Annotated in this window: 30 protein-coding genes; 13 read left to right on the top strand and 17 right to left on the bottom strand. The window is 68.4% G+C overall.

Going from position 1 to position 26,053, the window contains the following annotated elements; all coding sequences use genetic code 11:
• The first annotated feature begins 47 nt into the window (after positions 1 to 47).
• Positions 48 to 611, top strand: coding sequence for an orotate phosphoribosyltransferase (gene pyrE, locus DY023_RS16695; RefSeq protein ID WP_116243472.1), 564 nt, complete (start codon positions 48 to 50; stop codon positions 609 to 611).
• The gene (locus DY023_RS16690; protein ID WP_116243471.1) at positions 608 to 1,510 is read left to right on the top strand and encodes an ROK family protein; all 903 of its coding nucleotides are present in this window, start codon (positions 608 to 610) and stop codon (positions 1,508 to 1,510) included. The genes pyrE and DY023_RS16690 overlap by 4 nt, the downstream gene beginning before the upstream one ends.
• A gap of 166 nt (positions 1,511 to 1,676) precedes the next feature.
• On the opposite strand, the gene DY023_RS16685 is transcribed toward DY023_RS16690, so the two are convergent.
• The 11 genes from DY023_RS16685 to DY023_RS16640 form a co-directional block, all read right to left on the bottom strand.
• The gene (locus tag DY023_RS16685; protein ID WP_116243470.1) at positions 1,677 to 3,122 is read right to left on the bottom strand and encodes an alpha-N-arabinofuranosidase; all 1,446 of its coding nucleotides are present in this window, start codon (positions 3,120 to 3,122) and stop codon (positions 1,677 to 1,679) included.
• A gap of 87 nt (positions 3,123 to 3,209) precedes the next feature.
• Positions 3,210 to 3,383, bottom strand: a complete 174-nt coding sequence (locus DY023_RS18100) for a hypothetical protein (protein WP_181905884.1) — start codon at positions 3,381 to 3,383, stop codon at positions 3,210 to 3,212.
• Positions 3,380 to 3,952, bottom strand: a complete 573-nt coding sequence (locus tag DY023_RS16680; RefSeq protein WP_116243469.1) for a YdeI/OmpD-associated family protein — start codon at positions 3,950 to 3,952, stop codon at positions 3,380 to 3,382. Before DY023_RS16680 ends, DY023_RS18100 begins: the two co-directional genes overlap by 4 nt.
• Entirely contained in the window at positions 3,952 to 4,734 is a 783-nt protein-coding gene (locus DY023_RS16675) for an HAD-IIA family hydrolase (protein WP_116243468.1), read from the bottom strand. The genes DY023_RS16680 and DY023_RS16675 overlap by 1 nt, the downstream gene beginning before the upstream one ends.
• Positions 4,735 to 4,761: 27 nt before the next feature.
• Positions 4,762 to 5,553 (bottom strand): alpha/beta fold hydrolase, encoded by a 792-nt coding sequence (locus tag DY023_RS16670; RefSeq protein WP_116243467.1) that lies wholly within the window; start codon positions 5,551 to 5,553, stop codon positions 4,762 to 4,764.
• A gap of 22 nt (positions 5,554 to 5,575) precedes the next feature.
• The gene (locus DY023_RS16665; protein WP_147303321.1) at positions 5,576 to 6,175 is read right to left on the bottom strand and encodes a hypothetical protein; all 600 of its coding nucleotides are present in this window, start codon (positions 6,173 to 6,175) and stop codon (positions 5,576 to 5,578) included.
• A 65-nt stretch (positions 6,176 to 6,240) separates the two neighbouring features.
• On the bottom strand, positions 6,241 to 8,037 hold the full coding sequence (locus tag DY023_RS16660; RefSeq protein ID WP_116243465.1) for an alpha/beta hydrolase: 1,797 nt from the start codon (positions 8,035 to 8,037) through the stop codon (positions 6,241 to 6,243).
• Entirely contained in the window at positions 8,034 to 8,339 is a 306-nt protein-coding gene (locus DY023_RS16655; RefSeq protein ID WP_147303320.1) for a hypothetical protein, read from the bottom strand. The genes DY023_RS16660 and DY023_RS16655 overlap by 4 nt, the downstream gene beginning before the upstream one ends.
• Positions 8,340 to 8,426: 87 nt before the next feature.
• Positions 8,427 to 9,059 carry a metal-dependent transcriptional regulator gene (locus tag DY023_RS16650; RefSeq protein WP_116243463.1) on the bottom strand — a complete coding sequence of 211 codons (633 nt, stop codon included), beginning with the start codon at positions 9,057 to 9,059 and terminating at the stop codon, positions 8,427 to 8,429.
• Positions 9,059 to 9,382, bottom strand: a complete 324-nt coding sequence (locus tag DY023_RS16645) for a hypothetical protein (RefSeq protein ID WP_245958757.1) — start codon at positions 9,380 to 9,382, stop codon at positions 9,059 to 9,061. The genes DY023_RS16650 and DY023_RS16645 overlap by 1 nt, the downstream gene beginning before the upstream one ends.
• 152 nt (positions 9,383 to 9,534) lie before the next feature.
• The gene (locus DY023_RS16640; protein ID WP_116243462.1) at positions 9,535 to 10,806 is read right to left on the bottom strand and encodes an Nramp family divalent metal transporter; all 1,272 of its coding nucleotides are present in this window, start codon (positions 10,804 to 10,806) and stop codon (positions 9,535 to 9,537) included.
• A 71-nt stretch (positions 10,807 to 10,877) separates the two neighbouring features.
• On the opposite strand from DY023_RS16640, the gene DY023_RS16635 reads away from it, so the two are divergent.
• Positions 10,878 to 11,516, top strand: a complete 639-nt coding sequence (locus tag DY023_RS16635) for a TrmH family RNA methyltransferase (protein ID WP_116243461.1) — start codon at positions 10,878 to 10,880, stop codon at positions 11,514 to 11,516.
• Positions 11,517 to 11,521: 5 nt separating this feature from the next.
• Here the strand turns inward: DY023_RS16635 and DY023_RS16630 are convergent, their stop codons facing one another.
• On the bottom strand, positions 11,522 to 11,776 hold the full coding sequence (locus DY023_RS16630; protein ID WP_245958756.1) for a hypothetical protein: 255 nt from the start codon (positions 11,774 to 11,776) through the stop codon (positions 11,522 to 11,524).
• Between the two features lie 168 nt (positions 11,777 to 11,944).
• Here DY023_RS16630 and DY023_RS16625 point away from each other — a divergent pair, with 168 nt between their 5' ends.
• Genes DY023_RS16625 through DY023_RS16615 form a run of 3 tightly spaced genes read left to right on the top strand, consistent with a single transcriptional unit; the run spans position 11,945 to position 15,006 of the window.
• Entirely contained in the window at positions 11,945 to 13,078 is a 1,134-nt protein-coding gene (locus DY023_RS16625) for a sensor histidine kinase (RefSeq protein ID WP_116243460.1), read from the top strand.
• Positions 13,075 to 13,767, top strand: coding sequence for a response regulator transcription factor (locus DY023_RS16620; RefSeq protein ID WP_116243459.1), 693 nt, complete (start codon positions 13,075 to 13,077; stop codon positions 13,765 to 13,767). Before DY023_RS16625 ends, DY023_RS16620 begins: the two co-directional genes overlap by 4 nt.
• Positions 13,768 to 13,824: 57 nt before the next feature.
• The gene (locus DY023_RS16615; RefSeq protein ID WP_116243458.1) at positions 13,825 to 15,006 is read left to right on the top strand and encodes a hypothetical protein; all 1,182 of its coding nucleotides are present in this window, start codon (positions 13,825 to 13,827) and stop codon (positions 15,004 to 15,006) included.
• A gap of 160 nt (positions 15,007 to 15,166) precedes the next feature.
• Here the strand turns inward: DY023_RS16615 and DY023_RS16610 are convergent, their stop codons facing one another.
• The 3 genes from DY023_RS16610 to DY023_RS16600 all read right to left on the bottom strand — a co-directional run bounded on the left by DY023_RS16610 (position 15,167) and on the right by DY023_RS16600 (position 19,201).
• Positions 15,167 to 16,486, bottom strand: coding sequence for an MATE family efflux transporter (locus tag DY023_RS16610; protein ID WP_116243457.1), 1,320 nt, complete (start codon positions 16,484 to 16,486; stop codon positions 15,167 to 15,169).
• Positions 16,487 to 16,652: 166 nt separating this feature from the next.
• Positions 16,653 to 17,999 carry an HNH endonuclease signature motif containing protein gene (locus DY023_RS16605; RefSeq protein WP_116243456.1) on the bottom strand — a complete coding sequence of 449 codons (1,347 nt, stop codon included), beginning with the start codon at positions 17,997 to 17,999 and terminating at the stop codon, positions 16,653 to 16,655.
• 65 nt (positions 18,000 to 18,064) lie between these two features.
• Complete coding sequence (locus DY023_RS16600; protein ID WP_116243455.1) at positions 18,065 to 19,201, bottom strand: hypothetical protein; 1,137 nt, start codon at positions 19,199 to 19,201, stop codon at positions 18,065 to 18,067.
• 104 nt (positions 19,202 to 19,305) lie between these two features.
• Between DY023_RS16600 and DY023_RS16595 the strand changes: the two genes are divergently transcribed.
• The 3 genes from DY023_RS16595 (at position 19,306) to DY023_RS16580 (ending at position 22,270) form a co-directional block, all read left to right on the top strand.
• Positions 19,306 to 20,178, top strand: coding sequence for a VOC family protein (locus DY023_RS16595; protein WP_116243454.1), 873 nt, complete (start codon positions 19,306 to 19,308; stop codon positions 20,176 to 20,178).
• A 128-nt stretch (positions 20,179 to 20,306) separates the two neighbouring features.
• The gene (locus DY023_RS16590) at positions 20,307 to 20,756 is read left to right on the top strand and encodes a DnaJ family domain-containing protein (RefSeq protein WP_116243453.1); all 450 of its coding nucleotides are present in this window, start codon (positions 20,307 to 20,309) and stop codon (positions 20,754 to 20,756) included.
• A 512-nt stretch (positions 20,757 to 21,268) separates the two neighbouring features.
• Entirely contained in the window at positions 21,269 to 22,270 is a 1,002-nt protein-coding gene (locus DY023_RS16580) for a hypothetical protein (protein WP_147303319.1), read from the top strand.
• 55 nt (positions 22,271 to 22,325) lie between these two features.
• Here DY023_RS16580 and DY023_RS16575 read toward each other — a convergent pair whose 3' ends face one another.
• A complete protein-coding gene (locus tag DY023_RS16575; protein WP_116243450.1) occupies positions 22,326 to 22,826 on the bottom strand; it encodes a DUF6650 family protein in 501 nt (166 codons plus the stop codon).
• 120 nt (positions 22,827 to 22,946) lie between these two features.
• The gene (locus DY023_RS16570) at positions 22,947 to 23,630 is read right to left on the bottom strand and encodes a hypothetical protein (protein WP_220347359.1); all 684 of its coding nucleotides are present in this window, start codon (positions 23,628 to 23,630) and stop codon (positions 22,947 to 22,949) included.
• A gap of 143 nt (positions 23,631 to 23,773) precedes the next feature.
• Between DY023_RS16570 and DY023_RS16565 the strand changes: the two genes are divergently transcribed.
• The 4 genes from DY023_RS16565 to DY023_RS16550 all read left to right on the top strand — a co-directional run bounded on the left by DY023_RS16565 (position 23,774) and on the right by DY023_RS16550 (position 26,023).
• Positions 23,774 to 24,028, top strand: coding sequence for a hypothetical protein (locus DY023_RS16565; protein ID WP_116243448.1), 255 nt, complete (start codon positions 23,774 to 23,776; stop codon positions 24,026 to 24,028).
• 218 nt (positions 24,029 to 24,246) lie between these two features.
• Positions 24,247 to 24,453, top strand: a complete 207-nt coding sequence (locus tag DY023_RS16560; protein WP_116243447.1) for a Flp family type IVb pilin — start codon at positions 24,247 to 24,249, stop codon at positions 24,451 to 24,453.
• Positions 24,454 to 24,536: 83 nt separating this feature from the next.
• Positions 24,537 to 24,953 carry a TadE/TadG family type IV pilus assembly protein gene (locus tag DY023_RS16555; RefSeq protein WP_181905883.1) on the top strand — a complete coding sequence of 139 codons (417 nt, stop codon included), beginning with the start codon at positions 24,537 to 24,539 and terminating at the stop codon, positions 24,951 to 24,953.
• Complete coding sequence (locus DY023_RS16550) at positions 24,950 to 26,023, top strand: TadE/TadG family type IV pilus assembly protein (protein ID WP_181905882.1); 1,074 nt, start codon at positions 24,950 to 24,952, stop codon at positions 26,021 to 26,023. Before DY023_RS16555 ends, DY023_RS16550 begins: the two co-directional genes overlap by 4 nt.
• The last annotated feature ends 30 nt before the right edge of the window (positions 26,024 to 26,053 follow it).

Raw genomic sequence — 26,053 nt, 5'->3', positions numbered from 1 at the left:
GGATGCCACGATAGGCGGCGGGGCGTCGCCTGAATAGACTTGATGCCGTGACCGACCTCGCCGCAGACCGCCAGACCCTGCTCGATCTGATCAAGGGAGAGGCGGTGTTCCACGGCGACTTCACGCTCTCCAGCGGCAAGAAGGCCACCTATTACGTCGACATGCGCAAGCTCACGCTCGACCACCGCGCCGCTCCGGCGATCGGGCGGATCATGCTCGATCTCATCAAGGACACCGACGTGGTGGCCGTCGGCGGTCTGACGCTCGGCGCCGACCCGATCGCGAACGCCGTGATGCACGCCTCGGTGGATTCGCCCGAGCGCCCTCTGGACGCGTTCGTGGTGCGCAAGGAGCCCAAGGACCACGGCCGCGGCCGCCAGATCGAGGGCGCGGAGGTCAAGGGCAAGCGCGTCGTCGTGCTCGAGGACACCTCGACCACCGGCCAGTCCGCGCTGAAGGCCGTCGAGGTGCTGCGCCGCGAGGGCGCCGAGGTCGTCGCGGTCGCCGTGATCGTCGACCGCAAGACCGGGGCGCAGGCAGCGATCGAGGCCGAAGGGCTGCAGTGGCTCGCCGCCTACGACCTCGACGACCTGGGCCTGGACCCGCAGTGACCCGCACCGCGCTCGCCGTCGACATCGGCGGCACCAAGCTCGAGGCCGCACTCGTCCGGGAGGACGGTTCGCTCATCGCGGCGAGCCGCGTGCGCCGGCCCACCGGTCGTGACGCGGATGCCGCGGCGCTGGACACCGCGGTCCGCGAGGCCGTCGCCGAGGCGCTCGCCGTCCTGCCCACGGACGACGACCTGATCGGCGCGGGCATCGGCAGCGCGGGACCCGTCGACCGGTCCGCCGGCGTGATCTCCCCGGTGAACATGCCCCTCGCGCACGGCTTCGACGTCGTGACCGCGGTGAGCGCAGCGGCATCCGCCGCACTCGGCCGCGGCGTGCACGCCGTGCTGGGGCACGACGGCGGAGCGCTCGCGCTCGCCGAATCGTGGCTCGGCGCCACGCAGGGTGCCAAGGCCTCGCTGTCGATCGTCGTGTCGACGGGAGTCGGCGGCGGTTTCGTGCTGAACGGCGAATACGCCCCAGGTGCGAGCGGCAACGCCGGTCACCTCGGCCAGGTGCGCCGCGAGGGCGGCCTCACACTCGAGGAGATCGCCTCTGGTCCGGCATCCGCAGCCTGGGCCAGGACGCAGGGATGGACCGGCGACACCGGCGAGGACCTCGCCCGCGACGCCGCTGCCGGCGACGCCATCGCGCGCGCCGCGATCGAGCGATCGGCGAAGGCGGTCGGCGAGGCTCTGGCCGACGCGGCGACGCTGGTCGACCTCGACGTCGTCGCGATCGGCGGCGGCTTCTCGCACGTCTCGGTGGACTACGTCGACCTGGTGCAGCATGCGCTCTCGGCATCCGCCGTGCACGCCTACTCCCGCCGCACCCGCGTGCTGCGCTCCGGGCTCGCCGGCGAGGGCCCCCTCATCGGCGCCGCCGCGTTCGTGCTGCGGTAGACGGCGTCGCGGGCGCCGCGGGCGTCATCCGTCTGCGGGCCCCGCGGGCACTCCCGGCGCAGTTCGTCCCGCTCTGCGCGCCGTCTCTCCGCTCAGGTCGCAGCTCGCCCCGCTCTGACGCCGGGTATGCGTGACGAACGGCGACCGCGGTCGCTGAGCGCGCGGCTCACTCCGCGACGCGCCCCCGCACCGTCACGATGCTGCGCGGCGGCAGCGTCAGCGTCATCCGGTCGCCTGCGATCCGCACGGCGTCGAAGCCGGTGATCGCGACGGCATCCGGCGCCTCGAACGTGTTGTGCGCGTCGGCCTGCTCCGCGGTGAGGATGTCGCTGCGCAGCAGCTCGCCGATCGCGCCGGGCAGCACGATCTCGATCTCGGCCTGACGATCCAGGCCGTAGTTCACGGCACTCGCCGTGTAGGCGCCGTCGCGATGCGAGAGCGTGAGGTCGGTGTGCGCGGGCAGCACGCCGCGCACCGGAACCGACGTCGCGTCGTGGTGATCGGTGTACAGCGCGAACGCGTGATACGTCGGGGTCTTCAGCATCCGCTCGCCGTCGGTGAGCAGCATCGCCTGCAGCACGTTGACCATCTGCGCGATGTTCGTCATCCGCACGCGGTCGGCGTGCCGGTGGAACACGTTGAAGTTGAGCGCCGCGACCACCGCGTCGCGCATGGTGTTCTGCTGGTAGAGGAAGCCGGGGTTGGTGCCCTGCTCGACGTCGTACCAGGTGCCCCACTCGTCGACGTACAGGCCGACGCGCTTCGCAGGGTCGTGCCTGTCCATCAGCTGGCCGTGCCGGGTGAGCAGGGTGTCCATCATGAGGGTGCGACGGATCGTCTCGTACCAGTCGGCATCTCCGAAGCCGATCGCGGCGCCCTTCACGTCCCACTCGCCGGTGGGCAGCGTGTAGTAGTGCAGGCTCAGCGCGTCCATGTGCTCGGCGGCGCGCGCCATCACGACGTCGGTCCACTCGTAGTCGTCGGCATTCGCGCCGCAGGCGACCTTCGTGATGCGGTTGTCGCCGTAGTTCCGCACATAGGTCTGGTACTGGCGGTACAGGTTCGCGTAGTGCAGCGAGGTCATGTTGCCGCCGCAGCCCCAGCTCTCGTTGCCGACGCCGAAGAACTGCACCTTCCAGGGCTGCTCGCGGCCGTGCCGCTTGCGCAGCTCGGCCATCTCGGTGTGGCTGTCGAGCGTCATGTACTCGATCCAGTCCTGCATCTCCGCCACGGCGCCGCTGCCGACGTTGCCGTTGATGTACGCCTCGGCGTCGAGCTGGTTCAGCAGCTCGAAGTACTCGTGGGTGCCGAACTCGTTCGGGTCGACGACGCCACCCCAATGCGTGTTGACCATCGCGCCGCGCTGGTGGCCGACGCCCTTCAGCCAGTGGTACTCGTCGGCGAAGCATCCGCCCGGCCAGCGCACGACCGGCACCTTGATCGCGCGCAGCGCGTCGATCGCATCGGTCCGCAGGCCGTTGCGGTTCGGGATCGGGGAGTCGGTGCCCACCCACAGGCCCTCGTAGATGCCGCGGCCGAGGTGCTCGGCGAACTGGCCGTAGATGCGGCGGTCGATGACCGGGGCGAGAGGGGAGGGTGCGGCGGTGATCATGGTGCTCCAGGCGTCGTGGGGGCGGCGGTTCCAGATCAACCTAGAGGATCGGGAAAGCGTTGTCCAACGTTGTAAGGAGCGCGTCCGTCAGCGGTCGCCGCCCTGCGGTCCGCGCGGCTTGTCGTCGTCGTCCCAGGGCCCCTCGTACCAGGCGCCCTTGTCATCGCGCTTCGGCCGCCGGAGCAGCTGCACGGCGAAGACGGCGAGCGTCGCCAGCCCGATCGTGATCATCACCAGGAACAGCAGATCCTGCTGGCTCATGGGCGCTTCCCCTCTGCGGCATCCGCCACGATCTTCGCGATGCGGTTCGCGCGGGTCTCTGCGCGCTTGGCCATCGCGATCTGCGTGAGACCCATCTTGCGCGAGGAAGCAGGGAACGCGTCCCAGCCGGCGCGCGCCGCGGGCGCGGCGTCCAGCGCCGCCGTCAGATCGGCGGGCTCGATGCCCGCCTCGGGGCCGTCGAGCACCTCCCATGCACCGTTCTCCTTCGCGATCTCGATCGCCCGGATGCCGGCGGGTTCGAGCAGCCCCTCCGCCTCGAGCCTCGCGACGCGGGCCTTGTTCGTCGCCGCCCAGCCGCTGGACGCGCGGCGCGGTGCGAACCACAGGCCCCCGATGCGTTCGTCGAAGCTGCGCACCGGGCCGTCGATCCAGCCGAAGCACAGCGCCTGCAGGATCGAGTCCTCATAGCCGATGAGCACGTCGTCGTTGCCCGGCCGCGGCCGCACCAGCCAGGCGCCCTTCGACGTGGCGTGGTTCTCGGTCAGCCAGGCGCGCCAGGTGGCGGCATCGGCCGCCACCACGCGCTCGCCGTCGTCGAGCGCACCCATCAGCGCTTCTCCGGCAGCAGATCGGCGACCGAACCCACGACCTCGTCGGGACGGAACGGGTACTTCTCGATCTCGGCGCGGTCGCTGATGCCGGTCAGCACCAGCACGGTGTGCAGCCCCGCCTCGATCCCGGCGACGATGTCGGTGTCCATGCGATCGCCGATCATGCCGGTGCGCTTGGAATGCGCGCCGATCTTGTTCAGCGCCGAGCGGAACATCATCGGGTTCGGCTTGCCCACCACGTACGGCTCGCGGCCGGTGGCCTTGGTGATGAGCGCCGCGATCGCGCCGGTCGCCGGCAGCGGCCCCTCGGCGCTCGGCCCTGTGGCATCCGGGTTCGTGACGATGAACCGTGCGCCGCCGTCGATCAGCCGGATCGCCTTCGTGATCGCCTCGAAGGAGTAGTTGCGGGTCTCGCCGACGACGACGAAGTCGGGGTCGGTCTCGGTCATGATGAACCCCGCGTCGTGCAGGGCGGTGAGGATGCCCGCCTCACCGATCACGAACGCGGAGCCGCCGGGCACCTGCGCGGCCAGGAAGTCGGCGGTGGCGAGCGCGGAGGTCCAGATGCGGTCCTCGGGCACGTGCAGTCCGCTGGCGCGCAGTCGTGCGGAGAGGTCGCGCGCGGTGAAGATCGAGTTGTTCGTCAGCACCAGGTACGGCAGGCCGGCCTCCTCCCAGCCGGCGAGCAGCTCAGATGCCCCGGGGATGGCGTCGTTCTCGTGCACGAGCACGCCGTCCATGTCGGTGAGCCAGCATTCGATCTCGGAGCGTTCTGCCATGACGCCCAGCCTAGAGCGGCGCGTGAGTCACGGGTGCGCGGTGAAGAACTCCGCGACGCGGTTCGGCCAGGCCTTGATCGTCGCGATGTCCTCCGCGACCTCGAGCTCGGCGTGCGGCATCAGCTCCGTGAGCCGTTCCGCGGTCGAGAGCGGATGCCCCGGGTCCGTCGCCCACGGGAGGATCAGCGCCGGGGTCTCGATGCGGGCGACCTCCTCCTGTGCGGGCAGATCGCTGACGCCCGCGCCGCGGAACACCGCGGGCAGCACGGCCATGTCGATGCTCGGCGGGCCGGGGTTCCAGCGCTCGGCGAAGATCTCCGGCACGGGGGCTGCTGCGGATGCCGCCACGAAGTCGTCGAGCGTCATCGTCTCGGCCGCTGCGGCGGTCGCCTCGTACACGCGCTGCTGGAGTTTCCTGGTCTCCCACGCGGTCGGCGGCGCGGTGAGCGCGACCGAGCGGAAGCGCTCCGGACGGCGGGTCAGTGCGTGCAGGATCGTCGCTGTTCCCATCGATGAGCCGATCGCGTGCACCGGTTCGTCGGGCGAGATCGCCTCGGCGAGTGCGAGCAGGTCGGTCGCCAGGTTCTCCCAGCGGTAGTCGTCCGGCTCGTCGCGTCCGGCGGTCTCGCCGTGGCCACGGGCGTCGTACGCGACGACGCGGAATCCCTTCTTCACGAGCCGGTCCCACTCGGTGAGCGCCTGCTCGCGGTCCGCAGCGCGACTCATCGTCAGGCCGTGCGCGATGACGACGACCGGTCCTTCACCATGAGCGTCGAATGCGAGCTGCGCGGTGCCGACGTCGAAGAAGCGCGTTCCCATGCGCACAGCCTATTTGCGGATGCTAGGGCGCGGGCGTCTCGCGGACGAACTGCGGGTCGCCCGGGGTGATGCCGAAGAACAGTGGGTCGGTGGGGGCTTCGACGTCGTCGGGCAGGTAGCCGCCGAGGAAGCGCACGTCGCCGAAGATGAGATCCGACAGCGCCAGCGCGTCGCCGGGGCGGCACGCCGTGGTGGCCGAGACGCGAACGGTGCCGTCGTAGCCGAACTCGACGAGCAGAAGCTCGAATCCGCCTTCGTCGCGCACGGCGACCTGCACGAGGGACTTGTCCCCGTCGCCGAGGGTGCGCTGTCGCGGCGACAGCCCGGCCTCCTCGAGGTGACGGGTGACGGCCTCCGCGTTCGCGTCCCGGTCGGCGGCATCCATCTGCAGCGTGCGACCGAGCTGCAGCGTGCGACCGAGATCGAACTGGTAACCGGTGTCGCCGTCGCAGCTGCCGGGCTGCATCCCGTATCGGCCGATCTGCCCGATGGTCCACGGATCGGTCGACAGCACGGACTGCACGCCGTTCACGAACTCCCGGTACTCGAGGTAGGTCTGCTCGGCGTCGGCGTAGAGCGCGTCGCCGGAAGGTGCGGGGGCGTCCGTGTCGCATCCGGTCAAGATCACAGCTCCTGTCATCGCCAGCGCGAGCGTCGCCAGCAGTCGTCTCCATGCGAACGGGCGCCTCACCACAGCCACCAGTCGTCGCTGCCGTATCCGCCCGGTGTGGTCAGGGGATCGCCCGTCTTGATGATCTCCACGATGTTCGCGAAGGACTCGGATCCGTCCTGAAGATATCCGCCGGGGTAGTCCGTGTTCCCGATCGGGAAGTCGCCCTCGGAGTGGGTTCCGTGCCCGGGAGTCTGCACCAGCGGCTCACCGTCGTGGTGCTGCTCGGTCGGCTCGGACCCGTCCAGGTTGGGGCCGTATCCGCCGTTGCTGTCGAAGTTGACGGCGCCGTCGAGGCTGCCCGGATCGATCGGATGCGTGCCCCAGGTGAACAGATTCGTGAGCGGAGGGGCCCAGCGCCCCTTCTCGGCCCAGCGGTCCTCGGGGGATGTGGAGGCGTAGATGTTCGTGCCCGAGTAGTCGACGCGGGAATCGGGGTCGTCTCCGAGGGCGCGATCGGTCAGGCCGGCGGAGCCGATGGCGACGAGGTTGTCGACGCCGAGGCTGTCCGGTGCGCTCCCGACCGCGAGGAACGCCGTCGTGCTGCCGTAGGAGTGCCCGATCACGGTCGTCACGGCATCGGCGGGCGACACCTGATCCAGCCCTCTCAGGAAGCTCGTCAGGGTCTGGGCACCGGTCACCGCCTGATCCAGGCTGCCGACTGTGCCGTAGTTGGGTGTGTCGTAGCCGAACCAGACGATCGTCGCGCTGCGCCCTGGCACGGCCTCGTTCATGGTCCTGGCGGTGGTGCCCCAGTCGCCGAGACCGCCGAGCTCCGTCAGCATCCCGCCGAGCAGCACGTTGACGTTCGCCACGCCGGACAAAGGGTCGGTGAACGTACCCTCCTGATAGCTGAAGCCGTCGACGTAGAGCATCGCCGCCGTGCCCTGGTTGTTGTCGAAGAGGTTGAGCGACACCGGCACGCCGCCTCGACGCAGCTCATCGAGGAGTACGGCGATCTCATGGTCGGTGGGGTCTCCCCATGAGGTCTTGCTCGCGGCTTCGAGAGCGGTGATGTTCGCCGCGATCCGGTACTCGTAGGGGATGCCCTCGAGATTGCCGATCAGACTGGGGAACCGCGACGCGAGCAGTGCCTTCTCCTCATCGCCGAGGGCGTCCCAGACGGCAGCGACCTCTTCCGGTGAATCCGCGTCGGCGAGTGCGGCCAGCGTCGCGGCGTCCGCCGCCGACACGTAGCCCCGGTCGATGCTCGCAAGAGCTGCGACCGCTCTGGCGTACGCGTCATCCCATGACTCGAAGGAGCGTTCCCAGGCAGTCCAGGCTTCGGAGAGATCTGATGCGGCGGTGTCGCGGGTCGTCGTGGCGGACTCGACCTCGTCGCGATAGCGGGTGTCCTGAGCTCGCAGCGTGCCGGCCGCCCTGCTCGTCTCCTCACCTGCCTGCCACGACGCGTACTCGTCACTGTTCACCCACGCCCCGAGATCCGTGTTCGCGTCCAGCAGGTCGGACTCCGCCGCCGCGAGCGACGTCTGTGCGTCGGTGACTGCGGACATGAGGCGGTTGGCTGATCCGCCGTGCTCCTCCGCGGCCGTTCCGTAGTCGATGACGATGCTCTTGAGCCGACGGATCTGCGCGCCCGGAGAGGCGAACGCGTCCGCGACCTCTGCCGCGATGCTGCGTGCCGTGTCCAGCGCCTGGCCACGTCCTTCGAGATGGTGGGTGACGTTGCGCAGCACGAGCTGCATCACGTCGACCTTCTCGGCAGCATCCTCCAGGTTGCCGTGCAGGCTGTTCATCTGGCCGACGTCGTACTCGATGTGCTCGAACGGATATCCCTTGGGCGATGTCGTCACAGCGGCAGGTCCTCCCAGCCGGCCCCGAGACGGAGATCGAGCTCCTGTGACTGGGTCTCGAGGTTCATCAGCCTGGCGACCACCTTGCCGACGTCGTCCTGTCCGGCGAGGACCAGCGCCCGAGACTCGCCGATCGCGCCCTCCAGCATCTCTCGGAGCGAGGTGCGCCCCACCGGCGCCTTGACGCCCGTGTCCGACGCGTGCGCGGTGTCCATCTGCGAGCCGAGCTCGCGGGCCGCGATCTCGAGTTCAGAACGGTGCGTGGACAGCACTGGCAGCGTGACGCTGAAATCCTGTGTCACTGAGACGCACCCCCCGGTTCCGTCCAGCTTAGGGCCAGGTGCGGAACCCGACAGATGGGGAGAACTGCCCATCCGGTGCGATGCGGGTCAGGCGCTCAGCCAGATCACGCCCGCCGAGCCCTCGGGCAGCGCCACGGTGCGCCCGCCCCGCTCGACGCCGGCGGCCGTCACGACGAGCTCGGATGCCACGTCGATGCCGAGCGCCTCCAGCGCCCGCAGCAGTTCCGGATCGCGGTCGTCGACGCGCAGCACGCGGCCGGCGTGGCCGGGGGCGGCATCCGCCAGCAGTACGAACGGCTCGCGGATGACGTGTCCGGCGGCATCCGGGATCGCGTCGCCGTGCGGGTCGAACCGCGGGCGGCCGAGCCGCTCGTCGATGCCCTCCAGCAGCCGGTCGCTGATGGTGTGCTCGAGCACCTCGGCCTCGTCGTGCACCTCGTCCCACGCGTAGCCGAACTCGCGCACCAGCCAGGTCTCGATGAGCCGGTGCCGGCGCAGCATCTCGAGGGCGCGGCGCTCCCCGGCATCCGTCAGCTTCACGGCCCCGTAGGGGACGTGCGATACGAGGCCGGCGGATGCCAGCTTCTTGACCATCTCGGTGACGCTGGACGGGGCGATGCCGAGCTTCGCGGCGAGCTGCGACGGGGTGATCGGCGCGTCCTGCCACTCGGTGTGCGAGTAGACGGTCTTCAGATAGTCGTCCGCAGCGGGGGAGGCCATCAGCCCTGTCCGACCAGACGCATGATCTCGCCGAAGGCCACCTGTCCGGCGAAGAAGCAGATCGCGAAGCCGGCCATCGCGGCCAGCAGCGAGAGGCGGCCGTCGTAGTCCTCGACGCCCTGTGTGCCGATGCGGCGCGCGCGGAACGCGAGGATCAGGGTGATCACGCCCAGCGCCAGCTGCACCCACGGGCCGCCGAACGGGAGCAGATAGGGCATGAACAGCAGCAGTACGCCCAGTGCACCGGTGCCCAGCGAGAACCAGGTGCACAGGCGCATCGCGCGGCGCGCATCGGAGTCGTCTCGGTTCTGGGTGGCGGACACTCCACAAGCCTACTTCGCCGCGCTGAACCACTTGCCGACCGCTGAACCATCTGTCGACGTCAATAACCGGTGCACTCGACGGCAGCTGGTGCAGCCGCGAGGATCTGGTGCAGCCGCGGGATGCCGAGCGGGGCGCCGTGCCTCGCTCCGGTTCAGGCGCCACTCGCGATCAGGACGAGCAGGGTCGTGTTGAGTGCGATCAGCAGTACGGAGCAGATCACGCCGAGCACGGTGGTCAGGTGCCGGTTCGCGTAGCCGCCGAGGGTGCGGCGCTGAGCGGTGAGCGCGACCAGCGGGATGAGCGCGAAGGGGATGCCGAACGACAGCACGACCTGGCTCAGCACGAGCGCGAGCGTGGGGTCGAACCCCACGGCGAGGATGAACAGCGCCGGGATCAGGGTGACCAGGCGGCGGGTGAGCAGCGGGATCCGCACGGAGAGCAGGCCGTGCATGATCTCGGCCCCCGCATAGGCGCCGACCGAGGTGGATGCCAGCCCCGAGGCGAGCAGACCCACCGCGAACAGGGTGCCGATCACGGCGCCGAGGTTCTCGCTGATCGCCGCGTAGGCGCCCTCGAGCGAGTCCGTGCCGTCGACGCCGGCGAGGTTGGCCGCGGCGAGCAGCAGGATCGCCAGATTCACCGAGCCGGCGATGATCATCGCGACGGTGACGTCCCACCGGGTCGCGGTGATGAGCGTGCGGATGCTCGGCGGGTTGGGGTCACGGGGGTCGCCGAAGCGGTCGCGGGCGAGCGCGCTGTGCGCATAGATCGCATGCGGCATGATCGTCGCACCCAGGATCGAGGCGGCCAGCAGCACCGAGCCGCTGTCGGTGAAGCGCGGGATCAGGCCGCTCGCGACGCCGGCCGGATCGGGCGGGGCGACGAAGAGGCCGGCCACGAAGCCGATCACGATCAGCGACATCAGGCCGATGATCACGAACTCGAAGTGCCGGGGGCCGCGGCGGGACTGCACCAGGAGCAGGCCCATCGACACGGCGCCGGTGATGATGCCGCCGAGCAGCAGCGGCACGTCGAACAGCAGGTTCAGGGCGACCGCGCCGCCGAGCACCTCGGCGATGTCGGTCGCCATCGCGACCAGTTCCGCCTGGAGCCAATAGGCGCGACGCGCCCAGGGGTTGCGGATGCGCTCGCCGAGCACCTCGGGCAGGCTCCGTCCGGTGACGACGCCGAGCTTGGCGGAGAGGTACTGGATCAGCCAGGCCATGAGGTTGCCCACCAGCACGACCCACACGAGCAGGTAGCCGTAGCGTGCGCCGGCGGTCATGTTGCTGGCGACGTTCCCGGGGTCGAGATAGGCGACGCCGGCGACGAGCGCCGGTCCGAGCAGCCAGATCCCGCGCAGCGGCGAACGCCGCACACCGCGAGCTGGTGCGGGAAAGGGCGTCGTCGCAGTTTTAGGCATGCCGAAATCCTACTCACTTTTCGGTGCACCTAAAAGTCAGTCCTCGTGCGTCCGCGGTTACGCTGGTCGGGATGGATGAGCAGACCTCCGACGCCCCCGCGGGCTCGACCGCCCAGCCGGGATACGGCGTCGGCCCCTGGCAGGGCGAGTGGCCGGAGGGACCGCAGTACGACCCCGAACTGCTCGAGCTGGGCGACACCCGGAACGTGATCGACCGCTACCGGTACTGGCGCATGGAGGCGATCGTCGCCGACCTCGACACGAAGCGGCATCCGTTCCATGTCGCGATCGAGAACTGGCAGCACGACATGAACATCGGGTCGATCGTGCGCAGCGCCAACGCGTTCCTCGCCGACACCGTGCACATCATCGGCCGGCGCCGGTGGAACCGGCGAGGCGCGATGGTCACCGACAGGTACCAGCACGTCGTCCACCACGAGGACGTCGCGACGTTCGCCGCCTGGGCGACGGGTGCCGGCCTCCCGATCATCGCCGTCGACAACGTCGGCGAAGCCGTGCCCGTCGATCGGGCCGAGGTGCCCGAGCGGTGCGTGCTGCTGTTCGGCCAGGAGGGCCCCGGCCTGTCGGAGGAGGCGCTCGCAGCGGCATCCGGTCACATCGAGATCACCCAGTACGGCTCGACCCGCTCGATCAACGCGAGCGCCGCCGCGGCCGTCGTGATGTACGAGTGGTGCCGCCGGCACTCCTGAACGGATCAGTCGCGCTGAATGCCGAAGGTGTGCTTCATGAGCGCGTTGACGTCGCTGTCGAGCCGGTCTATGCGCTGGTGCACGCCGCGGAACTCGGAGTGTATCTCGGAGCGCAGGGAGCCGATCTCGCTGCGGACCGAGCCGATCTCGGTCTTGATGATGCGTACGAACATCGTCGACATCAGCGTGATCATGCCGAAGAGCCCTGCGGCGAAGACGCCGATCAGGGTCCACGCCTGGGGCTCGGTAATGGTCAGCACCCTTTCATGATGACCGGTTGTGAACGAGGATGCCAGGGCCGGCGGGCGCACAGCGCGGAGAGAACCCTTTCCGTGGACGACGTCCTGGTATTCGCGCATGTGGAGCGCGAGTCGCACTCACCCGCGGGGGTGATGCACCTGCGCCGAGGCGCATGACAGCATGGGGGCATGCCGCGCGCCTCCCTCCGGCTCGACCTGCTCGTCCCCGGGCTGCTCGCGGTGATCCTGCTTCCGGCGTCGCTGGTCGCGCTCGCCCAGCAGCCGACCGCGCTCACGCTGCCGTTCGCGCTCGCTGCCGGCGCGCTGTTCGTCGCCCTGCACGTCGTCTCGTTCTTCGCCTCCCGGTATCCGCTCGGCGCGTTCGTCGCCGCGAGCGCGATCATGCTGCTGCTCGCGGTCTTCCCTGTGGCCGTCGGAGTCACCACGGCCCTCTATCCGTCGGCGCTCGCGTATCTGGTCTGCGTGCACCAGGTCGCCGTGCGCTGCGACCGCCGGTATGCGCTTCTCGCGATCGCCACCGCCGTCGTCGGGGCGGGATTCGTGGTGCTCACCGCTCCGGAACTCATCGACCCGATCTGGGAGCTCGGCGCCTTCCTCGGCCTCGTCGCCGCGAACGCCGCGGCATGGGCGTTCGGGCTTCTGCAGCGGCTGCGCCGAGCCCAGGCGGTGGAGCAGCAGGAGGCGCGGGTGCGCGAGGCGCTCGCCGATGAACGGACGCGGATCAGCGCTGAGCTGCACGATGTCGTCGCGCACTCGCTGACCGTGATGCTCGCCCAGGCCGAGGTCGCCCGCGGATTCCTGCGTGAGCGGCCGGAGGTGAGCGAGCGCGCCCTCGACGTCGTGCTCGACAGCGGTCGCAGCGCCCTGCGCGGCATGCGGGGGATCGTGCGGGATGATGCACCGCTGCAGCCCGCCGCGGGCCTCGACGCTCTGGGCGGCATCATCGCCGGTGCACGCAGTCCGGAGACCCGCATCGATCTGCGCGAGCACGGCACGCGCCGCGTGCTCTCCGCGCCAGTGCTGCTCGCTCTGCTGCCGGTGGTGCGGGAGGGGCTGACCAACGCGATCCGGCACACGGCTCCGCCGCGTGCCGTGCAGGTGAGGCTGGAATGGGGATCGGACCTGGTGGTCACGATCGACGACGACGGCGGCTCAGGAGCATCCGGGGCGGGGCTCGGAACGGGAACCGGCCTCGCCGGAATCGCCGAGCGCGTGCGCCTGGCCGGAGGATCGTTCGATTCGGGGCCGACCGAGGACGGCTGGCGGCTGCGCGCCGTGCTGCCGGTGGAGGAGGACGCATGACGGTGCGGGTACTGCTCGCCGACGACCAGGAGCTGCTGCGCGAGGCGCTCGCGATGATGCTCGCGCGGGATGAGCGCATCGAGATCGTCGGATCGGTGGGGTCCGGCGACGAGGCGATCTCGTTCGTGCACGCGCGTGCGGTCGATGTGGTGCTGATGGACGTGCGGATGCCGGGGACCGACGGCATCGCCGCGACCGCCGAGGTGCGCCGCATCCGCCCCTCCACCCGGGTTCTCGTGCTGACGACCTTCGACCTCGACGAGTACGTGTTCGGCGCGATCCGCGCCGGTGCGAGCGGGTTCCTCACCAAGGACGCCACGCCGCAGGCGGTCGCCGACGCCGTCGTCGCGGTGGCGGACGGCGAGGCGGCGATGGGGGATGCCGCGATCGCGGCCATGGTGGGATTCGTGCGCGAGGGGGCTGCAGTAGGGAACGCGGATGCCGCGCTCGCCGCGCTGAGTCCGAGGGAGCAGGACGTGCTGCGGCTGCTGGCGACCGGGGCCGGCAACGAGGTGATCGCGCAGCGGCTGTTCGTGTCGCAGAACACGGTGAAGACGCATGTGAAGTCGGTGCTCGCGAAACTCGGCCTGCCCGATCGTCTGCATGTCGTCATCTGGGCCTATGAGAACGGGATCCTGCGTCCCGGCGGTGCGCCGGGCGGTGAACCGGGGAGTCACCCGCCAGGGTGAGGACGATCGCCCCCGAGGGCGACGCGGGCAGATGCCGCTGATTCCTACCGTCGAGTCATGGACATTCGGACGAGAACGACACTGCCCCTGCTGGCCGCCCTGTGCGCTGCGGCGATTGCGGCCCTCTCCCTGCTCCGGCTGGCGGCCCCGGAATTCGCGGCCTGGTACTCCGGACTGTCGCCGAGCCTGCTCGACCGGGTCGTGGATCCGTTCTTCGCGGCCCTGGTCGGCCTGCTCGTCGGCACCGTCGGTGTCGTCGTTTCGCTGGCGCTGTTCGCCAGGGCGCGCGGCCGCGAGATCCCCGGCGCGATGGAAGTCGCGGCAGTCGTCGTCACCGCCGCCGCACTCGTGCTCGCCCCGGGTAACGCGATCCCGGTCGCCGGCTACGCGTTCGCCCTGACCGCGATGGGACTCGTCATCGTCGGGACGGCGCTGCTGGCGATCCGGCGGCCGTTCGCGGGGATCCCTGTGGCCGCTCTGCTCGTCGCGATCGGCGGGTACGCGACGATCCGGCTGGGCGGCGAGCCACTGCTGCCGGACGTGCTCGCGAGCCTGATCGTCGAGGCTCCGCGGATCGCGGTCACCGGTGCGTACCTGGTGCTCGCCGCCGGCATCGTGCTGAGTGCGATCGGCGACGGGACGGGGCGCGGAGGGGTCGCTCGGTGGGTGCTCGCGCACCGCGTCGCCATCACGGTGATCGCCGCCTCGTGCGCGGCGCCCTACGCGTTCGTGCGGGCGACCTGGCTCACGCCGTGGCCGCTGTTCGGTCCTGGTGCCGAGGTGCTGGCAGAGTCGTCCGATGTGATGGTGATCGGGCTCTCGCTCGGCTTCGGGATGCTGATGGCCGGGCTGCTCACGCTGGGGCTGGTGCTTCCGTTCGGCGAGCGGTTCCCGCGATGGTTCGCGGGCATCGGCGGGCGGACCGTGCCGGTCGGCCTGCCGGTGATCTCTGCGATGATCGTGGCCGTGCTGTTCGTCGCCGGTGGTGCGGAGTTCCTGACGTCGGTGCTGGAGGGGCGCTTCGCGCCGGTCGGTGCCGGTGCGCAGATCGAGTTCCTCATCGTGTTCCCGTTCTGGCTGTGGGGTCCGGCGCTGGGGCTGGCTGCCTGGGGGTACGCGATGCACCGGGCCGAGGAGTCGACGGTCGAGCCGGAGGCCGCCGGGCGGCGCGAGGCGGATGCTGCGCTCCGCTCGCGCCTGCTGCATGAGCTCGAGTTGCATGAGAGCCGGGAGGCGTGAGGCGGCGCTGACGGGAGGCGCGGCTGCGGAATCTGTGCGCAGCTTCGGATCCGGGAGGCGACCCGCCGGCGGATGGCTGCTGACGCCGGCGGATCGCGCCGCAGCATCCGAAGTTGGGCACGCTGCGTCACTGCGGGCGGGTGCCCGTCTGGCCTTCGGGTCAGGCGGGCATCCGCATCCAGGCATCCGTCCTGACCCGCCAGCCGAGCGTGCCGAGGCGGGCGAGCAGGTAGACGCCGAAGAAGGCGACCGCGAGCCAGACGAGACCGGCGGCGCCGTCGACGCCGGTCGCGGCGATGATCCAGAGCGCGGGCAGGAACGGCACGAGGTTGAGCACGCCGACGATCGCGAGGTACTTCGCGTCGTTCGCGCCCATCAGCACGCCGTCGAGAACGAACACGATGCCGGCGATCGGCTGCGCGATCGCGAGCACGATGAGGGCGGGCTGGATGAGGGCGGCGACGGTGGGATCGCCGGTGAAGAGCAGCCCGAGCACTCCGGACAGTGCGGCGATGATCGCTCCGACGATGACGCCGAACCAGGCGCCCCAGGCGACGGTGCGGCGCAGCACGTGGTGCACTTCGCCGTCGTCGCCGGCGCCGAGGGACTTGCCGATCAGCGCCTGCGCGGCGATCGCGAGGGCGTCGAGCGCGAACGCTGCGGTGGAGAACATGGTGAACACGATCTGCCAGCCGGCGAGCTCGTCGGTGCCGATGCCGGTCGCGACGCCGACCGTGGCGAGCAGGGCGACCCGCAGGCTGACCGTGCGCAGGAACAGCCAGCCGCCTGAGCGGGCGGTGCCGCGGATGCCGTCGCGGTGCGCGCGCAGCGAGGCACCGTGCCGACGGGCGAGGCGCTGCACGACGAGTGCGTAGGCGCCGACCATGCCCCACTGGGCGAGCACGGTGCCGAAGGCTGAGCCGGCGATGCCCCATCCGAAGCCGTAGATGAACAGCCAGTTCAGCAGGGCGTTCGCAGCGAAGCCGAGGCCGGCGATCCAGAGCGGGGTGACGGTGTCCTGCATGCCGCGCAGGAGGCCCGTGGCGGCGAACACGATGAGCATGGCCGGCAGGCCCCACATCGAGATCGAGAGGTAGGTGATCGCCTGGGATGCCACGGCCTCGGAAGCGCCGAACAGTGAGACGAGCCATGGTGAGGCGAGCGCGCCGACGACGGCGAGCACCGCACCGAGGCCGAGGGCGAGCCACATCCCGTCGATGCCGGCCGAGACCGCGTCGCCGGGCTTTCCCGCGCCGAAGCGGCGGGCGACGGCGGGGGTGGTCGAGTAGGCGAGGAAGACCATCAGGCCGACGATGGTCTGCAGCACGGCGCTGGCGATGCCGAGCCCTGCGAGGGGAACGGTGCCGAGGTGACCGACCAGCGCGGCGTCGACGATGAGGAACAGCGGTTCGGCGACGAGCGCGCCGAGCGCGGGCACGGCGAGCCGCAGGATCTCGCGGTTCAGGGTCGGTTTCGGCACGGGTACGAGCCTATTCGAGCGCAGGTCCGGTCCTTCGTCTCGCTCCGCTCGCTCAGGAGCCGGTGCTGGGCGCCGGCCCAGTGAACGGAATCGCTCGCTCAGGAGCCGGTGCTGGGCGCCGGCCCAGTGAACGGAATCGCTCGCTCAGGAGCCTGGGGCAGTCGCGTCAGGCCGCGATCGCGTAGCGCGCCCGGCCGCCGAGGCGCGGCGTGCGAGACGGGTCGACGTGCGGAGGGGGGAGGAACCAGACACGGGCACTCGTGCCGGTGCCGTCGATGCGGATCTCCCAGCCGTTGTCGTGGATGCGGTGGTGGCAGCTCTCGCAGAGCAGGATGCCGTTGTCGAGGTCGGTGGGACCTGCGTCGCGTTGCCACCATCGCAGGTGATGGACCTTGGTCATGCACGGTGGAAGGTCGCACATCGCGCATCCGCCGTCCCGTTCGGCCAGCGCGAGCTTCTGTGCCCTGGTGAAAAGCCGCCGCTCACGGCCCCAGTCGAGGATCTCGCCTTCCGAGCCGAGCACGCACGGGATGATGCCGCCGCCGGCGGCCATCCGCCGCACCGCGCTGACACTGATCGGGGCGTCGGTGCCGTCGATCGTGCCGTGACCGGTGCCGGAGGTGAGTTCTTCGAGGTCGATGCGCACGATGACGGTCGCGCCGTGCAGCGGAACGTCGGTGTGCGCGCAGGAGAGCATGTGCTGGCAGAACAGCGTGAAGGCGTCGGCCTGCATCATCTGCACGGTGCGGTGGTCGGCGTCTGGTCCGTTGGGGTCCACTGCGTCTTTGCGAGCGGCGAACTGCGCGGACACATAGCCCTGCACGGCTGCGCGGATCGCGGCGCCCTCTTCGGCCGGAGTGACCAGGTGCACGTGCAGGTTGCCGTCGCGCTCGAACATCGTCGCCGACCGCTGGGCACGCCGCTCGTCTTCGGAGGGCTCGATGCCGTCAGGGTCGAGGTGCGCCTCGGCGTGCACGATCATCCTGCGCACATTGTCGAGCGACTGCCCCGCTGCCCGGGCTGCCAGCAACTGCTCCGCCTCGGCTGTCCGCTCGGCACCGATCTTGATGCGCACGCGGTCGAGGAGCGCGATGATCTGCGCGGCGGCGGCCATGCTCAGCTCGCCGGAGGCGACTCCCCGCTGCAGGAACGGGTACTTCGCCGGCAGCTTCTCGCCCAGCAGGTTGGAGCGCGGCGCGATCGCCTCGCCGACCCTGACCAGCTGGGCCGCTTCACCCGTGGTGCCGCGGGTCGATGCCGCGATCAGCTGCGTGGTGCTGCGATATCCCTGCTGCTTCGCCAGGCCCTCCGGACCGAGCTCGGCTCGGGACTCGTGCGAGATCTCGGCCGCGACCTCTGCGAGCAGTGCATCCATCTGGCGCCGTGCCAGCGTGAGTTCTTCGCTCGCCCGCATCAGCTGATCGCGAGTCATCTCAGTCGCGTCCGCAGCATCCGCCCACGCCATCTCGAGACCGGTGACGGTCTCGAGAAGTGCCGACAGGTGCGTTGTCATGCATCCAGAGTATCGAACAAATTTTCGAATGTCAATGGTGAAGATCTGGTCGAGAGCCGATGACTTCAACCTGTCAGCCATGCGCGGATCTGCTCTGCTTCGTCGGAGTCGGTGTTGTCTCCTCCGACGGTAGCGGCCAGTTCACTTCTCCGCGCAGCCAATCGATTCGCCGCGCTCACCGACGAGAGGAGAAGCATGGTGAACGGGAATATCCACGTCAGTAGCCGATTCTGGAAGCCGTGGTTCCGCGCTCCGCGTTGGACGGCGTATCCGGCCCACATCGAGAGGAGGAACAGGCCGAGAAGGACACTGATTCCGGCCGTGTTGCCCACCCACAACGGCGCGTCATCCAAAGGGTCCGCCAGCGCCGCCGTGCCGACAAACGCGACCCCGACGCTCGACAGGGTGTGCAAGAACCATGCCAGCCCGCCGATCAGTCCGCGCTGCTGCGCGGGGTATCCGGGGGTGTCGATGAGCATGGTGAGTGACGCGAGCACCGATCCGAGCACAATGCCGACAGTCGACGCCGGGAGTGTCGGTACGGTGACATGCCACAGGAACGCGAGACCCACGACCAGCGCGATCGACACTGCAAGCCCACCGCAGACCATCAGCACGGGATGGTCACGGGAGACGAGGCGGAGGTCCTCTGCCCGGAACTCGACTTCGAGCTCCAGATCGCGGATCTCGTCGCTGAGCCTCGCGGCCGAGTCGCGCGGCAAGTAATACCGCCCGGCCAGCACACCGCCGGCGGCAACCAGTGCTGTCGCGAACCCGGTGAACACGACTGCGGCCACGGGCAGCACTGTCAGCGGGCGAACGGTGACAGCCCAGAAGATGCCCCCGACCACAGCCAACAACCAGGCGGCGATCGTGCCGACGGCGGTTGCCATCGTGATGCCGGCGATCCAGTTGCGCACTGATTGCTCGCCTGCGCCGCCGCCGTGGAGTCGTGGCGACGCCAGCATCTGCACCCCGATGAATACCATTCCCAGCGCGAGGGCGAACCACCAGGGCTCGGAGTCGAAGGCCCAGTGCAACCAACCGGCCCACGCTCGTCGAGGAGCGATGTCCAGCAGGTCTGCGCCGGCTGTGGTGATGCCGATCAGGCCGAGGGCGGCGAGGAGTGCCAGGACGCCTATCGCGTAACTGCTTCTCGCCAGCGTCGGATGGCGGCCCTTCGCGCTCCGTGGATTCTTCATCGCACCCCCCTCGAGCCAACACTACGGCGGGGGTGAGACATCGCCGGACCCAGGTGATCTCCATGCAGAGGAATGCGCCCAGGGTGGCTGAGGTTGCAACGCGTATGGAATCCGAAGCATCCGACCGCCTCGCCGACGCCACCCGCATGGGCGCGGTGACCCTGCTCGTCGGTGACCTCGACGCCATGACGCGGTACTACCGTGACGTCGTCACGCTGCAGGTGCTCGGGGCCGAGGGTGACACTGTGACGCTCGGCAGGGCCGGGGTTCCGATCGTCGTGCTGCGCCATGCGGCAGAGCTGCGGCACGCGGCATCCGGCTCCGCGGGGCTCTATCACACGGCCATCCTGTTCGAATCGCAGGCGGCGCTGGCCGCCGCCGTCTACTCGGTGGCCAGGCACGCGCCCGGCACCTTCACCGGCAGTGCGGATCACCTGGTCAGCCAGGCTTTCTACTTCACGGATCCGGAGGGGAACGGCATCGAGCTGTACTGGGACCGGGCGCGAACCGAGTGGTCGTGGACGCACGGACAGGTCGAGATGGCGACGCTGCACCTGGACCCGAACGCGTACCTCGGCGAGCATCTGACCGAGGCTGTCATCCAGGGATCGACGGCGCAGGATGCGGCATCCGTCGGTCATGTGCACCTGTCTGTGGGCGATGTCGCGACGGCGCGCAGCTTCTACGTCGACGCGCTGGGCTTCGATGCGACGGCGTCGCTGGGGTCGAGCGCGCTGTTCGTCAGCGCGGGCGGGTATCACCACCACATGGCGATGAACGTGTGGGAGTCGCGCGGGGCGGGACGACGGATGCCTGCACTCGGTCTGGGTCGCGTCGATCTGACGCTCCCCGACGCGGACGCCCTGGGCGCGCTGAGCGAGCGGCTGCGCGATCACGGCTTCGCCGTGCGCGACGACGGCCGCACCGTGAGCTTCGACGATCCGTGGAGCAATCTGCTGCAGGCATCCGTGGGGTGAGTGCGGGGCGCCTCGCGAGTGAACCGCCTGCCGTCGAGCACACCGCTTGTCGACGTCGATACGCGGTGCTCTCGTCAAGAAGTGGCGCAGTCGATGACGTCGTAGGCTGGCGGTCACGGAGGTGCGTCATGACGGATCCGAAGGACGAGCAGGATGCTGCGGCATCGGCCCCTCATGGCTCGGCGCTGAACGCGCAGAACATGGCGGAGCAGGTCGAGACGGCGATCCAGATCGCCATCCGGCAGGGTGCATTCGACAACCTGCCTGGCGCCGGCAAGCCGATCGAGGGGCTCGGAACGCACCACGATCCGGACTGGTGGATCCGGCGCAAGATCGAGACCGAGAACCTCACCGGCCTCGGGCCGCCGGCGATCATGCTGCGCGACGAGGATCGGCGGATGCAGGAGACGCTCGACGAGTTCCGGCGCGAGGAAGACGTGCGAGAGTATCTCGAGGAGTTCAACCGGCGCGTCATCGACGCACGGCGGCAGCTGCTGGGCGGGCCGCCGGTCGTGACGAAGACGCGCGACGTGGATGCCGAGGTCGCGAGCTGGCGGGAGCGGCGTTCGGGTGGTTGAGTTCGTTCGGTCGTTGAGCAAGCGGCGGGGGAGCGAGACGAAACGGGCTGCGGTACGAACGGACGTCGCGCTTCGGGCTTTGTGGAATCGTCATGATCTCGGGGGAAGTCGGAGCCGTTATTCGCCGAACAACTTCGCGATCGTCGCGGGGAGATCCCCGTGGCCGACGGCGACGGCAATGCAGAGCATAATTACGCCCCGAAGCAGGAAGACCACCAAGAGACGCGATGTGGATCCCCATCCGCCCTCGACGGCTTCGGAGATAGCAGTCCACATCCCGATCTTTTGGCCCTGATCTGTGTTGGTCGCGGCCTTCGCCCCCATCGACATGCACCTCCTTTTGCGCTGGACTTGGCGTTCCTGGTCATCAAGTAACGCACAGAGCGAGGGGTTCTGCAGGTATGCTTGGTTCACGTCTTAACCGGCCAGGAATCTACCTTTGATCTACTCCTGTAGAGAGCCTTCTGGCTGGTTAAGACGTTCAGACTGATTCGACGTAAGAGGTGTTGCTTGTGCCTATCTCTGTTGACTTCTCGCGGCCGCCGACAGCGAAGGAGCGTCCGAAGTTTGAGTCGAGGCTGGAACGGCTAGAGAGACCCGGACAGCGCGCCGCGATCGATCGCGTCTACGAGTCGATCGGCGGCAAGTTGCCTCCCGCTGGCCTCACGCTCCGCACGGGCTTCTCCTTCCGGGACGGAATTGCCGACTCGAATGCCTCCGACCGCAAGGCTCTACCACGCGAGCTGCGTCCTCCGGCGACGCGCCTCATGAGCAGCCGTGGAGCGACATTGCGGTTTGTGTTGACGTTGCTCTCTCTCGTGCAGACCGCGCGTAGACCGGGAGCCAAAGCGAGGTTGGTCGAGTTCGGGTTCGAAGTAGGTGGTCACCGGACTGCGCGCGGTTGGGCCGACCTGATCGTCACGGATGCGACCAACAGCAATCGAGGTGGCGTCTACCTGACGGCGCGCGACAAGCGCGCACGAAGTGTGCGGAACGCGCTGATCGCTCTTGCGGAAGCCGGGTTGGTCGATATTCCGGGCGCGCTGAGCGAGCGCAACCGTTTTGAGAAGTTCGTCCTCCTCGATGAACGCGGCGTCGACGCGGTCGGGGAGCAGCAGGAGTACCGCGTGCCCTCGAAGGCCGAGTCGATATTCACTATGCCCGGCGGGTTCGTCGCCAACGGGTGGCTCCACGTCCTCGAGGACTCCGAGATCGCGATCCTTCTCATGGTGGCTTGCGAGAGCGGTGGCTGGCGGGAACCAGGGCTACTCGTCATGGATCCGAAAGTTCGGTTGCAGAACTACGGCATTCACAGGGACGTCTTCTCCTCAGCGCGCAAGACCCTCGACTGGTTCGGCTTGCTAAGAGTCGAAGAGAGGAATCGACACGATGACGGGCGTGCGGAGAACGGCGAGCAACAGGCTCACCGGCTCGCGCTCGTTCCCGGCGGGTTCGACAAGCCTGCCCTGCCGACCGTGGTCGAGGCGTTGACGGGACAGCTTGCGCGGCGATGACAACGGCGGGGATGTGCGTGCGTTCCTACGCCAGCCGACACTGATGAGTGTCGATCTACGTGGCGTCTGGGAGTATCGAAGCTAGGTCGTCTTCGACTCCGAGCTTGTATCGTGCGGCGATGAATCCAACTTGAACGGCCACGCCGGCGCGTAGTTCTCCAAGAGCCTCGCCGAACCAATAGTCGTGCATCCGCCAGTCGGGTTGAGCGAACAGATGACGTGCGCCAGCGTCGTCCGGCAGGGCGCGCTCTGTCGCGCCGACTCGATCGAGAAAGCGCACGCAAAAGCCGCGCGCCAGCCGCAACGGTTGTTCGAGCTCTGCTGCGAGGCCGCCGCTGCCTATGACCTCGGTGAGGAAATTGCGGATATCGATCACCGATTGGACGCATTGGTCGGGAACTTCGTTCGCGTAGGTGCCGAAGAGCACTCGCCGCACTTCGATGAAGGCGATTGCTCTGCGGGCCACCTGTACGTCGGAGACTGCAGGCGTCCAGGAGATGCCGCCGAACGGGGTACTGATCCCATTCACGCGGGCCGCGATTTCTGACGCTTTCATGTGGACATCGTGGCACGCGCATAGTTGTTCCGTCAGCGGCCCTCCCCATAGGCGCTCCGGGAACACCCGATCCCGCTGATGTTTCTGGGTGACGCAGCGCTGTGAGCGGGGGAGCGGGGATCAGATCGGACTCGCGGGGTTCGATTCGATGATCGGCAGGAGTCGTTCGGTCTGGACGAAGAACCGGGCGGCGTCAGGCCCGACGGCGTGACACACGCTGCGCATGTCACGTCGGACTCGCCGAAGGTCGTAGCGGTGAAGAGGCTCGAGATGAGCGACGCGGTTCCGGAGACCGTGCACGTTTGCCACACGGGTCACTATGCTCTCGGCGGGCCAGTTCCCGGGCCAGGCGGGGAAGGCGTTCTTGATCGCCACCTTCCAGAGCTTCTGCTTCGACTTGTTCGCCTTTGACGGCAGGATGTACCGCCACGCACCGAGCGACATCTGGGCGAGCACGTCGTCGTGGTTCACAGGCCGGCCGTGCTCCGCGGCGATCCGGCGCGCCCGCGACACCGTCTTCGATAGTTCACTCGGATTCAGGGCGCGCAAGAGGTACGGATGCGGGTGTAGCAGCCACTCCGGCGTGCCATCCATGCCCTCGTTCCAGGTGCGTAGTTCCCGGTCGATCGCGTTTCGCAGGATCAACTCGAAGACATGGATGGCCTCCATCGCGGCGCCGGACGCGCGCACGTTCCACGCGAACAGCTCCTGGGATAGGAGCAGATCCCCGTCGGTGTCCGCGAGCAGCCGCAGCAGCCGTGGTTCGCCGACGAAACGTGAACTCACAGGCTCGATCGGCGGCATACCGGCTAGACTAGAGGCACAAACACCGGACGCCACGCGGATCGGTGCTTATTCATAAGGGGCCCGGCATACGCCGAGGCCCCTTATTCTTTGCTCCGGTCGCGCCGATCGAATACGCGCCGGACCCTTGGCCGGTACTCGGGATGCTCGCCGGCGTGGGCTTCTTCGTGATGCTGGTGCTGTACCTCGGGATTCTGTTCCTGGCGCTGTGGGGCACGTACTGGCTGATTAGTCTCGCCGTCCGGCACGGCACGATGGACACCGCCCGCTGGCAGCGCCCCGGCATGCCGGATCGGATGCCGAAACGGGTCAAGCGGCGCCCGCCGAAGGTGCCGCTGCCTTCGTCCCTCGACGACCGCCCGCGGGCTCGGTGGGAAACGCCAGATCAGACTGCTTAACGTCACGGCGGCGCGACCGCCGAAACAAGATAGTTACGAATGGAACTTGCTTTCAGCGAACTCCAAGGTCCATGATGCTGAACAGGGATAGGGCCCGCTGGGGAGCGGGTGTCTTGATCTGGCTCTGGGGGCCGGGGAGATCCGGACGTTTGGCGTATCTGGGGATATGCGTCGGTCTGCAGAGTGCGTTACCCAACCCACTCGAAAGGACATTTCCCATGCTCAAGGCATACGCAAAGGCGCAGGCCTACCTGAACTCTCGTCGCGTCGTCGAGGACGAGGAGGGCGCGACCGCCGTAGAGTACGGCCTCATCGTCGGCCTCATCGCTGTCGCAATCATCGTCGCTGTCATCGCCCTGGGCGGCAACCTCAGCACCATGTTCCAGGACATCGCGGACAAGATCGGCGAGGTCGTCGTTCCCTGATGGCTGCTCGGAGGTCGGTGGTGGGACCGAGTTCACGCCGCCGACCTCCTGCTGTTCGCAGATTGCAGGTACGGGTGAGGAACATGACGTGGACGCGGAATGAGCGAGGCGCGGCTGCGGTCGAATTCGCATTCATCATGCTGCCGCTGATGCTGATCGTTCTCGGGATCATCCAGTTCGGGTTGCTCTTTAATGCGCAGGTCAGTGTTTCCAATGCGGCGCGGGAGGCTGCGCGAGTTATGGCGATACAAGAAGGTGAGGACGGTGCCGAGGGGAATGCACAAGACGCAGCGGTCAGCGCGTTCGTCCCGGTGATCGGGCCCGATCTTAGCCGCGATCAAGTGCAGTTGACCGTGGGGGCAACAGAGCAGGAGCCCTGTGTGGTCACGGCGGACGTGAAGTATCACGCAGAACTGCTGTTTCCCGGTTTCCTCAAGCTTTTGGGCGGAGCCAGCACGCTGACCCTCACCGGATCGGGGCAGATGGTATGCGGCGGTTGAGCAAGCGCTTCCGTGATGAGCGAGGTGCCACCGCAGTCCTCGTCGGGATTCTCCTCGTGCCCCTTCTGGGCATCGCAGCCTTGGCTATCGACGTCGGCGCTCTCTACGCCGAGCGTGCGCAGCTCCAGAATGGTGTCGACGGTGCAGCGCTCGCGATCGCAGCGCAATGCGCGAAAGACGAGTCGGCTTGTGGAGCGGACGCGACGAGTGTCGCCGAGGATTACGTTGATGCCAATGCCTCAGTGGCCTGGGGCGAGCTTGCCGACGAGGTCACTCTGACGGCGCTCCCCGACATCAGCGAGAACACCGTGACAGTCACCGCGAAAAGGAATGTGCATCACCTTCTCGCCGGGGTACTCCCTGGTGTCGAAGGAAACGGTGAGGAGGTCTACGCCTCTGGGTCGGCCGAATGGGGTGTGCCCGTAGCAGGTGGCGTCCTGCCCATCGGGTTCGGCGTCTGTGAGTTCGAAGACGCCGTGCTCTCCGAACCGGGCGACACCGAGAATCGCGTCACGATTGAGTTCGGCGTCAAGGACCGCGAAGGCTGCGAACCCACCGACAACCCGGGTGGGTTCGGATGGCTGGACGCCGCCGCGTGCGAAGTGGAAATCAACTTCGAGGGCCCGGACAGCGAGCTGTGGCTGGGGGGCAACGACGGCGCTGGCGGTGGAGACTCCGGTTGTGGCAACGCCGATGCCTTCCTGAGAAAGAAGCTACACACGGTCATGCTGATCCCCGTCTTCGATCACTATAAGGGGATCAAAGCGAACGCGGCTTGTTCTGCGACTACGCCAGACGACGGTCCGAAACACTGCTATCACGTGAGCCGGTTCGCAGCGTTCTATCTCACCGGCGGGAAGCTGGGGTCTTTCACAGAGAAGGATCCCTACGCTGACGCGAGCGATCCCGCAGATGGCAAGGCGAATGGCTACCTCCAGGGCAACTTCGTCAAGTACGTCGCCGTGGACGACCTCGACTTCACACTCGGCGACGGCGACGAGGAGTCTGCGACGGTCAAGGTGGTCCGGCTCATCATCACTGACGACGAACTCTCCCGGCTGACGACCTGACCGGCTGCCACTCCAGACCTACTCGAAAGC

Source organism: Microbacterium bovistercoris (assembly GCF_003387575.1).
GTDB classification, from domain to species: domain Bacteria; phylum Actinomycetota; class Actinomycetes; order Actinomycetales; family Microbacteriaceae; genus Microbacterium; species Microbacterium bovistercoris.
The sequence above is the reverse complement of the archived record's forward strand: the minus strand, read 5'-3'. Positions and strand labels throughout refer to the sequence as shown.